The organism is Mahella sp., from assembly GCF_020054945.1.
GTDB lineage: Bacteria > Bacillota > Clostridia > Mahellales > Mahellaceae > Mahella.
On the sequence record NZ_JAIHAU010000005.1, the window covers coordinates 33,913 to 47,624 of the forward strand.

Annotated in this window: 11 protein-coding genes; 3 read left to right on the forward strand and 8 right to left on the reverse strand. The window is 39.4% G+C overall.

Annotated elements, in window-relative coordinates:
* Window positions 1-29: 29 nt before the first annotated feature.
* Entirely contained in the window at window positions 30-1,220 is a 1,191-nt protein-coding gene (locus tag JG770_RS02100) for an MFS transporter (RefSeq protein WP_291954566.1), read from the forward strand.
* Window positions 1,221-1,305: 85 nt separating this feature from the next.
* Window positions 1,306-2,481, forward strand: a complete 1,176-nt coding sequence (locus JG770_RS02105) for a radical SAM protein (protein WP_291954568.1) — start codon at window positions 1,306-1,308, stop codon at window positions 2,479-2,481.
* 7 nt (window positions 2,482-2,488) lie between these two features.
* Here JG770_RS02105 and JG770_RS02110 read toward each other — a convergent pair whose 3' ends face one another.
* From JG770_RS02110 to JG770_RS02145, 8 genes are all read right to left on the reverse strand, one after another.
* A complete protein-coding gene (locus tag JG770_RS02110; protein ID WP_291954570.1) occupies window positions 2,489-3,271 on the reverse strand; it encodes an HAD-IIA family hydrolase in 783 nt (260 codons plus the stop codon).
* 113 nt (window positions 3,272-3,384) lie between these two features.
* Complete coding sequence (locus tag JG770_RS02115; protein WP_291954572.1) at window positions 3,385-4,362, reverse strand: LacI family DNA-binding transcriptional regulator; 978 nt, start codon at window positions 4,360-4,362, stop codon at window positions 3,385-3,387.
* Between the two features lie 49 nt (window positions 4,363-4,411).
* Window positions 4,412-5,878, reverse strand: a complete 1,467-nt coding sequence (gene gtfA, locus JG770_RS02120; protein WP_291954574.1) for a sucrose phosphorylase — start codon at window positions 5,876-5,878, stop codon at window positions 4,412-4,414.
* A gap of 11 nt (window positions 5,879-5,889) precedes the next feature.
* Window positions 5,890-6,852 (reverse strand): sugar kinase, encoded by a 963-nt coding sequence (locus JG770_RS02125; protein WP_291954576.1) that lies wholly within the window; start codon window positions 6,850-6,852, stop codon window positions 5,890-5,892.
* Window positions 6,853-6,882: 30 nt separating this feature from the next.
* Window positions 6,883-8,346 carry a glycoside hydrolase family 32 protein gene (locus tag JG770_RS02130; protein ID WP_291954577.1) on the reverse strand — a complete coding sequence of 488 codons (1,464 nt, stop codon included), beginning with the start codon at window positions 8,344-8,346 and terminating at the stop codon, window positions 6,883-6,885.
* A 15-nt stretch (window positions 8,347-8,361) separates the two neighbouring features.
* On the reverse strand, window positions 8,362-9,189 hold the full coding sequence (locus JG770_RS02135; RefSeq protein ID WP_291954578.1) for a carbohydrate ABC transporter permease: 828 nt from the start codon (window positions 9,187-9,189) through the stop codon (window positions 8,362-8,364).
* Window positions 9,189-10,073 carry a sugar ABC transporter permease gene (locus JG770_RS02140; RefSeq protein ID WP_291954581.1) on the reverse strand — a complete coding sequence of 295 codons (885 nt, stop codon included), beginning with the start codon at window positions 10,071-10,073 and terminating at the stop codon, window positions 9,189-9,191. Before JG770_RS02140 ends, JG770_RS02135 begins: the two co-directional genes overlap by 1 nt.
* 73 nt (window positions 10,074-10,146) lie before the next feature.
* Window positions 10,147-11,502, reverse strand: a complete 1,356-nt coding sequence (locus tag JG770_RS02145; RefSeq protein ID WP_291954583.1) for an ABC transporter substrate-binding protein — start codon at window positions 11,500-11,502, stop codon at window positions 10,147-10,149.
* 807 nt (window positions 11,503-12,309) lie between these two features.
* On the opposite strand from JG770_RS02145, the gene JG770_RS02150 reads away from it, so the two are divergent.
* Window positions 12,310-13,707, forward strand: coding sequence for an MATE family efflux transporter (locus tag JG770_RS02150; RefSeq protein ID WP_291954585.1), 1,398 nt, complete (start codon window positions 12,310-12,312; stop codon window positions 13,705-13,707).
* Window positions 13,708-13,712 lie beyond the last annotated feature (5 nt).

Here is a 13,712-nt window from a genome sequence, read left to right on the forward strand (position 1 = left end):
GAGTAGTAACGGAATTTAAAGGGAGAAATATGAAAAAATCAGATTACATGCAGCTGCCTAAGCGATTATCCACTTTGGAAGCCGCTTATTGGTCGGCCAGCGCCTGCTATTATGCCTACATAGTGATGTATTTGAGCCAGCGAGGTTACAGCAACAGCTCTATAGGAGCTATTATGTCGCTGACCGCTGTTATATCCATAATATCACCGCCCATATGGGGTTATGTGAGCGATCGTACAGGGGCTATAAATAAGGTCATGGCCGCATGCGCCTCGCTGACCGCTATAGCAATACTTATATTGCCTTCTATAAATCAATTATGGGCCATAACCCTTATAATGGCTCTGATAGCCTTTACCGACAGCCCGAATCCACCGCTTTTGGACAGTGTGGTCATGCAGAATATGCACCGCATGAGCAATACCAGCTATGGAAGCATACGGCTGTGGGGGTCTGTAGGCTATGCCATAACAGCCTATCTTATAGGTCTATTTATGGAAATATACGGTACCGGCATTATGTTCATAGCATACAGCTTTTTCGCCATATTCATTATAAAAATGGTGCTGTCGTTACCCGATCCCGATGTTGTTATAAAGTCTGAGGATACCGCAAGCACTAAAGCGCACCCCAGCGCGCTATCACTGTTTACCAATCCGAATTTTGTGCTATTTCTGATATTCGGCTCGCTCCTTTTTACGCCGCATAAAGCCAGCTTTACATTTTTACCCCAGCTATTTTCGAGCATCGGTGGCACCAGCGCTCAATTGGGGGCGGCATGGTTTGTATCGGCGGCCAGCGAAGCGCCGATATTATTTCTTGGGCAGCGCCTTAATACACGCTATAAGCCGTTGCATATCATATTGCTATCATCCGTATTTTTCATGGCGCGTTTGGTGATATACGCTTTTACCTATGCGCCATGGCTGGCTATATTGAATCAGGTATTGCAAGGCTTATCCTTTGGCCTGTTTCTGACCGGCACGGTATATTATATAAACGAGATAGCCCCCGACGGCCTCAAGGCTACCGCTCAGACCATAGCCACCGCGGCATACATGGGCATAAGCGGCATACTGGGCAGTTATCTCGGCGGCGTTATAATAGATCGCTACGAGATACACGCAATATATAAGGTAGGCATAATAGTGCAAGCCATAGCAGTGGCAGGCTTCGTGCTGTCCAATATGATACTGCGTCATAAAAATGCTGATATATGATATAAATATGCGAACATATGTTTGACTTTTGAAGATAATAGCAGTATAATATAGGCGAAGATTGAGTTGGAAAGAGGACGAATAAATGGATACCATAGAAAAGCTCGGTATATTGGGCATGGGTGCAAGATATGATATGTGCGGATGCGGCCGCGTCTCGGAAGACGACTATATAAACAACGGTATCTACCGCGTCAAGACATCCGGCGGCACTTGCTCTATATTCAAGGTACTGCTATCCAACGAATGCACGCGTGACTGCGCATATTGCCAAAACCGCGTACAACGCGATGTCCCGCGGACTACCATCGCGCCCGAGGACATGGCACGCCTTTTTATACAGCTTTTTCGCCAGCGCAAAGTGCAAGGCCTGTTTTTAAGTTCAGGCATACAGCCCAATTCCTCATCCAGCATGGATAATTTGATAAAAACAGCACAGATATTGCGTCAACGGTATAACTACAAGGGCTACATACATATGAAAATACTGCCCGGCGCCTCCACCGCGCATATAGAGGCGGCGGCAACAGTGACCAACAGATTGTCTATAAACCTCGAGGTGCCGGATGCCGAGCATCTTAAAATGCTCAGCCGCTCTAAACGTTATGCCGATTTGGCCGGCGGTATGGAATATATAAACAAGCTAAGGCAAAAGGGCATACGCATAAGCCAAACCACTCAGTTCATAGTCGGAGCAACCGATGAGAGCGATAGGGACATCGTCTATGCCACGTGGAATCTGAAAGAACGTTTCTCACTGGCGCGCACATATTTCAGCGCGTTTACGCCGGTCATAGACACACCTCTTGAGAATAAGGCTCCTACGCCATTGATACGCGAAACGCGGCTATATCAGGTAGACTTTTTATTCCGACAATATGGTTTTACTCCGGACCAGCTCGTATTCGATAACAGCGGCCACCTGCTGCAGGATGTCGACCCCAAAACGGCCTTTGCCCTACACAATCCCCAGCTATACCCCATAGAAATAAACAAGGCCGATTACCAAACGCTGCTGCTCATACCCGGTATAGGACCGATATCGGCAAAGCGCATAGAAGCCATGCGCCGCACCGGCAAAATCACAGACCCCATGCAGTTAAAGGCCACTGGCGCTGTTTTAAAGCACTTGCTGCCTTTTGTAACTATAAACGGCAAATATTATCCCTCGCTGGACTCCGCTGCCAAAGACGGGCAGCAGCTGACGCTGTGGGATTACAATATCGCCGGCGACAACAGGGCAGGTATAATTTCGGCATAGCGATTTCTCATCGTACCAGCTTTATTATGTCGCCTATGCCATCCACAACGTAATCGGGTTTTACGCTGGAATGCTCTAAATCATCAACAGTAGTCTCTCCGCTCAATACCAATATGGAGGTTATGCCGCCGTTAATGCCGGTTTGTATATCGGTATAAAGCCTGTCGCCCACTATGGCAAGCTGCTGCGGCCCTAATCCCGTTTTTTCGAATATACACCTTATTATCTCTCCGTACGGTTTTCCCACTATAAACGGCCGCTTGCCCGTCGAAGCCTCTATAAAAGCGATTATAGCGCCACAGTCCGGCATAACGCCGCCCTCCACAGGGCAATTGAGATCGGGATGCGTGGCTATATATGTTACACCCTCCCTTATAAAATCGCAGGCTTTCCACAGCTTGTCGTATGTCAGCGTCGTATCAAAGCCCACTACCACGAAATCCGGTTCATCATCGACTATAGTAAGGCCGTATCCTTCCAATTCCTGCCGTAGATACGGCGTGCCGACGAGAAATACGCGTCTGCCTTTATTTTGTGCGTTCAGATATATGGCGGTGGCCTGTCCGGACGTGAATACCTTATCGTCGGTGATATCGTCGAGCCCCATTCGCCGTATTTTATCCGCATAAAAGGCGGCGCTTCTGGAAGAATTGTTGGTTAAAAAGAGATAATCTCGGCCGGTAGCTTTCAGAAACGCTATAAATTCCATAGCGCCGGGCAGTAACCGGTCTCCCAAATAAAATGTTCCATCCATATCCAATATAAAACACTTGATATTATTTAACGCCATAAGACCCTCTTCATATTCGTTTTTATTTATATTATACCATCACCTCTAATATATTCCTATAAAAAATCATCCGAGCGATTGACAGTCAGGAAAGAAAAACTAAGCTAGCAATTTTATGTAGATTCTCTTTCAATCAACGTAATAGGCAGTATATTTTCTCTGCTTACCTCTTTGCCCTCAATTTGGCCTAAAATTATCTCAATAATTTTTTGAGCCATCGCCTCTATCGGCTGCCTTATGGTCGTTAGTGGTGGGACAATAAGCTTTGCAATGTTAATATCGTCATAACCTACAATTTTCAAATCCTTAGGAACTTCTTTGCCTATTTCTTTAGCTGCATTTATAATCGTAGCCGCGATCAAGTCACTGCTAGCAAATACACCATCAATATCAGGGTGGTCCTCAAAAAGCTTAATAATCAATTTTTTATACTCATCGATATCAAATACGTTTAATTTCGTTTCTACTACAACATTTTCGATGCTATGTTCTTTCACGATGTCCATAAAAGCTTTATAACGATTATTTGCAGGCGTATTTAAAATCAATGGGCCACTGATATGTGCAATTTCCCTGCACCCTTTTTGTATCAATAGCTTTGTTGCTAATACACCTCCATTGTAATTGTCCGACGCAACATACGGTATTTTCTCAGAAAAGTACCTGTCGACAGCAACTATAGGCAGGTTTACATTTAGATACTGCTCGGTTTCTAAAGTGTGACTTCCTATTATTATGCCATCAACTTGATGCCTTTTTAACATGTCTATATAGCTTTTCTCTTTCTCTACATCCTTCAGAGAATTACATAACAATATTTTATAATTATTTTGATATGCGTAATACTCAATATAGCTTGTAAGCTCTGCAAAAAAAGGATGCGAGATACTGGGGATCAGAAGCCCTATTAAGTAAGATTTTCTCCTATAAAGCGAACGAGCTAATTCATTAGGCTGATAATTTAGCTTTTTCATTGCTTCATACACTTTTTTTCTCGTCTTTTCGCTTATGTATCCCCTATTATTTAAAACTCTGGATACCGTCGTAACGGTTACACCAGCTTCTTCTGCCACATCTTTTATCGTAGCCATTACATCCACCTTTTGTTTATAAAGCTGTCTTTTATTTTATATAAACCTATTATACCACATATTCCACCTCTTTCCCATTCTTATCTACGTAATTGATGACCGATCTGTATGAGCCTAAATCCACAAATAAACTACAACGTTTATCATCTTTTACCCAAGAAAGGCTAATTTCATCTTTTTGGCAATCTTTAATTAAAAATTTCCCATCGAAAGCCTCATATTCATTTCTAAACCTTATCAGCTTCAATAATCTCTGAACGACATCTTTATGAACTGATTCCTCTATTTCATTCAAACTATAATTATGCCTATTTATCTCCCGCCCGTCTCCTGTAATTTTTGCTGCTTCAAAGTCATTTGCCCCGGCTAAAAGCCCTACGTAGTATACCTGGGGTATGCCTGGCGTGAAGAGTTGAATGGCTCTGGCTGCCAAATATGCATCATCATCACAATTTAATGCCGAATAATATGTGCATCTGATTTGATGTACATCAAAGCCATCTTCAGATTTATAGTTGTCTCCATATATGAGGCTTAGATTCGCACCCCTTTGCACGCATATATCAACCACTTCTCTGGCCTTCTTAGTATCAATAAGCCCATCCAAATCGGGTTTCACAGGAATTCCATCATGGCAATCCAGCATCGTAAATTGATTCATAGGGCGATTTTTCAGATAATCATACAGCATTTCATTCGATCTGTTCATTAAAGTATAAAGAACAGTAAAAGGCAGAATAAAATCATAAATCCAAAATCCACGTTCCGCCAATTTATATTGTATTTCGAACTGCGAATGTACTTCTAAAAGCAATTCTATTCCACAAGAGGCCGCTTGGCTTTTTATCCAATCTAAAAATTCATATATTTCCGGTTCTACAAAAAAACAGCTGGTACCAATTTTTTTAATTACATATCCTACAGCATCAAGCCTCACCATATTAACGCCAAAATTGCTAAATGTTTTTAAGATCCCTAATAAAAATTCTCTTGTTAAATTTGAGTTTATATCCAAATCAATCTGTTCTGATGGATCTGTCTTGCCAAAAGTCGTCCAAATCCTTTCTTCTTCACCTGTTTCTTCTATTTTGAATATTGAATATGGCAAAGGCCTTCGCAAAAATATTTTTTCTATATCGCTTTTGACAGGTTTGCCGTCCTTCCAAAGTTTGTCTAGCGTAATAAACATATCAGCATATTCTGACGCTCTCCCTTTTTTCATAAAATCCTGAAAATAGCTGGAATTCTTAGATATATGATTTACCATTACATCCAAAATAATATCAAAATTTTCAGCCATTTTCTTAATGTCGTACCATGTCCCAAATTTAGGATCTATCTCGTTATATGTTATAGGGGCAAACCCTCTGTCGCCAGATGACGGGAAAGGAGGCAAAATATGAACGCCAGCAAATGTATCGGAAAAATATTTCTCCAATACGTTGTTCAAAGCTTTTAGGTTGCCTCCCAAAGAGTCTGGATAAGTTATTAGTTGCACTTTATTATTAATCAACATTTAATACCACCTCAGCTTTTTAAATTATAGATGGACTTTATTGTATCAATGTCCGGCAAATCAGCTATTGCTCCAACATATCTCAGTTTATACGCACTAACTGCAAAGCCTAACTCTAATGATTCTTTTAAAGTATACCCTTTTATCAAACCACTGTAGAAACCTGACCAAAATGCATCACCTGCACCAGTAGTATCTACGACTTCATCTGCTAATGTATCAAATCTAATCGTTTCTTTCCCGTTTGAAGCTATTGCTCCATCTTTACCCAATGTAAGAATCACCAACTTAGCGCCAAGCTTCAAAAATTTTTCAAGTTGATTTTCTGGCGTATCTTTGCCAAAAATCCTTTCGGCATCAACCTCAGATGGCTTTATAATGTCGACCTTTGCTATTAAAGATTTTATATATTCTCTGCCGTCGTGGCCTCTTTCCCAGATCATAGGATGATAATTTGGATCAAAGCATACTAAAACATTATTTTTTCTGCATTCTTCGATAACCTTCTCCACCGTTCTCCTTGATGGATTTCTAGATAGAGGCCAGCTGGAAAAATGAACTATTTTTGTATTCTCAACTAAGTATTTTAGTTCATCTGAATATTCGATATGATAATCCGCATCTCTATAAAATATTGGTATAGGATCGCTTTTACTTTTTGTGACCAAAACCATACTTGTTGAATAGTCAACCTGTCTTATATACTTAATTTCAATATTGTGCTCTTGTAGCTTTTTTAACAAAAACCTTCCAAGCCCGTCATCGCCAACCGATGATACAATAACTGGATTTATACCCAGCATCCTAGTATTTATAGTAATATTTGCAGGAGACCCTCCAAAATATTTTTTATAAGTATCAACCTCAAAATCATCACTATAGTCTGTAGAAATCATATCGACCAGCATTTCACCGACTGTCAACACATCATACTTTTTATCATTAAACATAATTTTATCATTAAAGTTAAACATTGATGCCCTCCATAATTCAGTTCCATTACTTTATTCCAAACCAATATCCCATTTCTTAAAACTCACGACTTTGCATGGCCCATCAGAAAACAAAGAGATATTTACAGATTGGCTGTCAGGATAAACTCTTCCAGTCATTACTTTTTCCCCGTCATTTATAAAGACTTCAACAGATGATACATCCGCGAAAATATTAAGCCTTAACCTGCCATTTATCAACTCAACTTCTGCGCTTCTCTTGCCTTTAGGGCCAATGCCTGATCTTTCACGATTAAAAGTAAATAATCCTTCGCAGCAATTGTACGACAAAACAGTTTCTTCAAGCTTTCCTTTAAATACCTTAACTCCAAATTCACATTCATCTTGCGGCTCAAATTCAACATTAATCTCATAATACAGCCCATTTGTTTCAAGGTTAACCTCGCCATTTAATTCTATGTCTTGCAAGCTGTATTCATTTTCCCTATACTCAACTATTTCTGATATTGGCCTGAAATATATTCTTTCATCTATTTTTATAACTTCCCTGGGAAGCGTCATAGCGCCAGCCCAATTATGGCCAAGACGATTCGTAACCAAATCTGTCTCCCACATATTCATCCAAGCCACCATTACAACCTTCCCATACTTATCCACTGTCGTCTGTGGAGCATAAAAGTCGAATCCGTAATCCACCAGTTGATAGTCCGTATGTGTGAATTTTCCTTCATCTACATTTAAATTACCATTAAAATAAATAGAAGAATGTATATTCTTGAAATAAACACCTTTAGGTCTCATGTTCTGTGCTGACACAAACAAAACATCTCTGTCGTCAAATCTAACCATATCAGGGCACTCCCAGTTAGTGCCCGTATCTTCATTGCCCTTTAAAATAATATTTACAAATTCCCATTTTATCAAATCCATTGACTTATACATGAGAATCTGTCCAATCCCGTGTCCGTCATTAGAACCAATTAAAAGATAATAGGTATCGCCCATTTTTAAAACTTTCGGATCCCTGAAATCTTTTTTGCTGGCTCCATCTGGAATCTGTGCTACATCTATTATAGGATTTTTCTCGTATTTTTCAAAAGCAACGCCATCTATCGATACGGCCATGTTCTGGACCTGTTTATAATTATCATTTTTCCCTTTTTCAGTGCATATATGACCTGTATAAAAAAGGTATAATTTACCATCCTTTTCGATGGCACTTCCAGAAAAACATCCATCTCGGTCATAAGCTTTATCAGGTTCTAAAGCTATAGGTAAATAAGTCCATTTAATCAAATCTTTGCTTACAGCGTGGCCCCAGTGCATCGGCCCCCAAACAGCATCATATGGATAGTGCTGATAAAATAAATGATAATTGTCTTTAAAATAAACGAATCCATTTGGATCGTTTATCCATCCATATTGGCCCATTAAATGGTATTTAGATCTATACGTTGAGATTAGCTTTTCTTTATTATGTCTTATAAATTCGTCTGCATTGCTAATTTTGTGCATTCTACCCATCCCTTACTATTTAATTGAACCTCGCAAAACTCCTTCTATAATTTGCCTTTGCATTATTAAATAGACAATTATTATAGGAATAATAGCAAGCATTAATCCTGCCATTGCATAACCATATTCAATTGTGTATGTTCCATAAAAGTAAAAAACAGATAATGGCAATGTTCTTTGCTCAGGTGATATCAAAACCAAAGACGGCAGTAAAAAATCATTCCAAATCCATAAAATATCCAATATTGCGATAGTAACTGTTGTCGATTTTAGAAGTGGAAAAACAATTTTAAAAAATGTCTGAAGCGGACTGCATCCATCTATCAACGCCGCTTCTTCTAATTCTAAAGGTATGCTTTTTATAAAACCATGATATATAAAAACAGCTAATGATGCACCAAAACCAATATACATATAAACTAAAGACCATTTATTGTTCATCATCCCTATTGAGCCATATATTTTTACAAGTGGTATCATTATGGCTTGAAATGGTATAGTCATTGATGCGATCATGAAGAAGAACATAAATTGATTAAATTTCCAGTTTCTTCTTACAAAAATATATGCAGTCATTGCGGAAAGCACAATAATCAATATTACACTAAATATTGTGATAATTAATGAGTTAACAAACGCATGAGTATAATCCATCTTCGTAAATGCTTCAATATAATTATTAAGGTTTAATTTAGCAGGTATCATTAGTGGATTCATCAATATGTCTTTTCTGTCTTTAAATGAATTTATCAATACTACAAAAAATGGAAATATATAAAGTAAAAATACAACGCTTAATACTACTATCTTTATGGCGTTTAAAGCACCATTTTTCTTTTGCATTAACTTTCTACCTCCATTCTCTGGCTAAAGTACACTTGTGATAATGTAACAATAGCTACTATCAAAAATAAGAAGAATGCTTCTGCCTGGCCTATTCCGTATTGCTGGCTTAAGAAAGCAGTATTGTAGACATGCATTGAGATTAATTCTGTGCTTTTATATGGTCCACCGTTTGTTAAAGACAAATTTACATCATAGACCATAAACGTTCTCTGTAATGTCAAAAAAATGCATATTGTGAATGATGGTACCATCAGTGGAAGAATTATGTTTTTAAGTCTGTAATATGAATTTGCGCCATCGATGTCTGCGGCTTCTATAAGCTCTCTGGGAATATTCATAAATCCTGCAATATATATGACCATCATATATCCAGAGTATTGCCATACGGTTACAATAACCAGCGCCCAAAAGGCTTTATTAGGATCAGTAAGCCAAGACGCACTAAATATAGGCAGATTAAAAAGTTCTCCAATATAAACAAGTATATTGGAGAATATAAACTGCCAAATAAAGCCAAGTAATATTCCGCCAATTAAATTTGGAGTAAAAAATCCCGTTCTGAAAAAGTTCTGTCCTTTTATGCCACTTGTCAGCAAATATGCTAAAAAGAAAGCAATAACATTAACCAGTATTACAGAAAAAAGCACATACCTTAGAGTTAGCAAAAAAGATGACCAGAAGACTTTATCGTTAAACACTTGTAAATAGTTATCTAAACCAACGAATGCGTGTGTAGCAGATATACCGTTCCAGTCAGTGAAAGTAAGATATATTCCATATATAAAAGGCAATATTACTACTGTTAAAAAAGCAAAAGTCATCGGCCCGGCAAATATCAGATATGTTTTTAGTTTGCTCAAGAAGTTCTTCTCTATATTCATATTAAACCCTCCATAACATTGAATAATGCTGAATAACAGATAGAATATTCTATCTGTTATTCAGTAAAATTATTTATTGTACACTTTCCCAGTAACTTTCAATATCATTGACTAAGCCTTTTCTGTCTATAACTCCAGCTAAATATTTTTGCATTGACGCACCCAATTTTGACCAATGATCGGCTGGTAATGGAGCTGTTATAAATTTTAGGGTATTCCCTTCGCTTATATATTGTTCAATTGACTTTGCCAACGGATCATTTGGCACAAGCTCGATGTTTTTGAATGCTGGAATTACGTTGCATTGATTGACAAGCGCATCTTGTCCTGATTGACTATACACTAACCAATTTAAGAACTCTTTCGCTGCATCCTGTTGCGCTTGGTTATTTTGAGCTTTGTCTACTCCTATAAGTTTAGTAGGACCGACTGGTATTTCAGAATTACCATAGTCATTCGGATCATTACTTATTGGAACCGGCACAAAACCATATTGTTCGTTTGCCGTATCAAATTCCTTTATCTGAGGCCATGCCCAGTTCCCCATAAACCAAAAACCGACTTGCCCTTGCCCTATGACTTGGGGACCCTTATCATAAGTAGGAGACAAAGGATCATCTTTGTCCAAATTGTACTTTTTCATCATATCAAACGTATCCATTAAACCGTTAAATACTTCATTATTTGCCAGATCAACTTTGCCAGCTTTTAAATCAGATATAAACGCGTAAACTTGAGCAGGATCTTTTGATTGAGCTGTATAAGCAATAGGTAAAAAGTGCCCTCCTAACGACCAATCCATCGGAGAAATTTCCAGTGCTTTAACACCAGTAGCTTCAACTTTCTTAAAGGCATCTTCTAAGTCATTTCTTGTTTTTATTGATTTCGGATCAAAACTTCCACCAAAAGCCTTGTCCAAAACTACTTTATTGTATATTAAGCCATATCCTTCTATTGCGAAAGGAAAAGCCATCACTTTATCATCTATAGTAGCATCATCTAATGCACCTGCTACTGTATCAGATACCCACTTTTCATTGCTTAAATCCAAAAAGTTGTCTTTGAATTGCACAATATCACCAGGATCGAGCATAGCCAAAGCAGGAGCATTTCCAGAAGCATACATAGAAGAGATTTTCTCAAAAGGAGATTGTCCTGCAGCAGCTGGAATTACATCAACGGTAATATTTGGATTCTCTTTTGCAAATTGCTCAGCAGCAGTTTCTAACTGTGATTGTATTTCACCTTTTGAATTTAAAAATGTAATTTTAACGCTTTCAGTACTCTCAGTTGATGTATTATTGCTTTCGGTGGACGCATTATTATTCGTTGTAGCAGGCGAGTTGCTATCTGTCGTACTACAACCTACAACAAGTGAGAGCATCAAGATTAACGATACAACAATTAACAATAATTTTTTTCTTTTCATAATGATCTCCTCCCATATAATAGTACTTGTGAAAACAAACCAACAAAAATTCCAGCGGTATTACCTTAATGTGCCCGTCTTTAAAAGCCCATAGAACCTGTCAGTATTATCAACAAGGTTTGCTACATAGTGGTTACATCTTTGCAACCGTGTCCTTTGAAAATTGAATATCGCTATTTACTTTAGTTTTAGTCTATGGTAATAATAATATTAAGGATTAATGTCATTGTTGCACGGTATTGTTCCACTATGTAGGGTTTGGTACCGCTACTAAAGATGGTTTAAAAAGTTGCCAAAAGTTCTTATCACCTCCTTAAAACGGTAAATTGCTTGGTAAACCAGGTACTGACCATAAGGAATAGAACTTGGCCCGCCCCATTTCATACCATGTTTTACAATTAGCTGTAGCAGGTCTAAGTGAGGTTACCTTTTCGTGCTCAAAGACAACCGTAAATATTGATTTTTTAATGTGCAATTTTCAATTAAGCTTCGATATTTAACCGCTGGATTCCACAACAAGAAGCTTCTCATAAAGTTTCTTGATTGTAGTTTCATTATATTATGCATTTATAAATATGTCAAGCGGTTGACACAAATTTTATGTCTTATTTTTAATGAATTTTTATCATATAACATGGGAAGGTTACCTGTCGGCTGACAAAGATAGAATCGCAGCATCGTTATTTTCTATAATATATTTACCATTTTATTACATCATAAATTGACATAAGCTGCGTTTGGGTATACAATATCATTTATATAAATAATACATTCTCGGTATATACACCAAACGAGAGGGAGATTGCTTTGAAGTTTGCTGCATTAAAAGATGGATGTGGGGATGAGGATCAACAACATTCCAACGCACTGCTGAAAGAGGCTTTGCAGATCACATGGCCCGCCTTTATTGAACTGGTCATGTCAACGCTGTTCGGCATGGTCGACATGATAATGGTAGGACAGGTAAGCCCAAGCGCCATAGCCGCGGTCGGGCTGACAAACCAGCCGTTTATGTTGCTTATAGCGGTATTTGCGGCATTAAATGTAGGCACCACCACATTGGTGGCATGGAATATAGGAGCCCGCGACCTCAAAAAAGCACGTATAGTCACGCGACAATCGCTCACTGTCGGAACAACGCTGGGCATAGTGATAAGCATCATAGGCTTATTTTCCGCCAAATACATAATAACCTTTATGGGCGCCAAACCCGATACTATAGGACCGGCCACACAGTATTTCGAGATCATATCGGCCGGACTTGTATTTCAGGTCATAACAATGGCCGTCACCGCCGCTTTGAGAGGCGCCGGCGAGACCAGAATACCCATGATATATAACTTAGGGGCAAATCTGTTGAACGTATTCGGCAACTATGTGCTTATATACGGCAAATTGGGCTTCCCCGCCCTGGGCGTAACAGGCGCCGCTATATCGACCGACATAGCGCGTATGCTAGCGTGCCTTGCCGGACTCTACGTTTTATTCTTCTCGCGCAAGACCAAGCTGGCCTTGACAATAAAGGGCGACTACCGCCCGGATTTCGGCATTATAAAACAGGTATTCAGAATAGGAATACCGGCGGCTGCAGAGCAGTTTGTACTGCAAAGCGGTCTCATACTTTTTGCTCGCACCGTATCGGGATTAGGAACAGCGACATATGCCGCACATCAGATAGGGCTAAATATAAACGGCTTGACCTTCTCGCCCAGCCAGGCCTTCGGCGTAGCAGCCACAACCATGGTAGGGCAGAGCCTTGGGGCCAATGATACAAAAAAAGCACAGGAATGCGCCGATCTTATCCATAAGATGGGTATGGCTGTAGCTTGTTTTATAGGTTTGATGTTTATCTTTTTCTCCCATCCTATAGCGCGGCTTTATACCAATGACTTGGCAGTGGCAGCCATGGCCGGCACGGTGCTCAAAATCATGGCCCTGGCACAACCCGGGCAATCCACCCAGCTCGTGCTCGCCGGCGCACTGCGCGGCGCCGGCGATACCATGTACCCGCTATATGCTTCTGCCTTTGGTATATGGGTGTTCCGCGTCGTTATAGCCTATATATTCGTCAATATCTTCGGCTGGGGCCTTATAGGCGCGTGGGTGGCTATGGTTCTCGATCAGTACACCCGCTCGGCCATCGTATATATGCGCTATCGCTCGGGTAAATGGAAATACATTAGAAGCCGCGTCGATATGGAATGATAAAT

Bases quoted from the DNA above. Each gene is read 5' to 3' on its own strand.
- JG770_RS02100 (WP_291954566.1), top strand. From the start codon at position 30: ATGAAAAAATCAGATTACATGCAGCTGCCTAAGCGATTATCCACTTTG.
- JG770_RS02105 (WP_291954568.1), top strand. From the start codon at position 1,306: ATGGATACCATAGAAAAGCTCGGTATATTGGGCATGGGTGCAAGATAT.
- JG770_RS02110 (WP_291954570.1), bottom strand. From the start codon at position 3,271: ATGGCGTTAAATAATATCAAGTGTTTTATATTGGATATGGATGGAACA.
- JG770_RS02115 (WP_291954572.1), bottom strand. From the start codon at position 4,362: ATGGCTACGATAAAAGATGTGGCAGAAGAAGCTGGTGTAACCGTTACG.
- gtfA (WP_291954574.1), bottom strand. From the start codon at position 5,878: ATGTTGATTAATAATAAAGTGCAACTAATAACTTATCCAGACTCTTTG.
- JG770_RS02125 (WP_291954576.1), bottom strand. From the start codon at position 6,852: ATGTTTAACTTTAATGATAAAATTATGTTTAATGATAAAAAGTATGAT.
- JG770_RS02130 (WP_291954577.1), bottom strand. From the start codon at position 8,346: ATGCACAAAATTAGCAATGCAGACGAATTTATAAGACATAATAAAGAA.
- JG770_RS02135 (WP_291954578.1), bottom strand. From the start codon at position 9,189: ATGCAAAAGAAAAATGGTGCTTTAAACGCCATAAAGATAGTAGTATTA.
- JG770_RS02140 (WP_291954581.1), bottom strand. From the start codon at position 10,073: ATGAATATAGAGAAGAACTTCTTGAGCAAACTAAAAACATATCTGATA.
- JG770_RS02145 (WP_291954583.1), bottom strand. From the start codon at position 11,502: ATGAAAAGAAAAAAATTATTGTTAATTGTTGTATCGTTAATCTTGATG.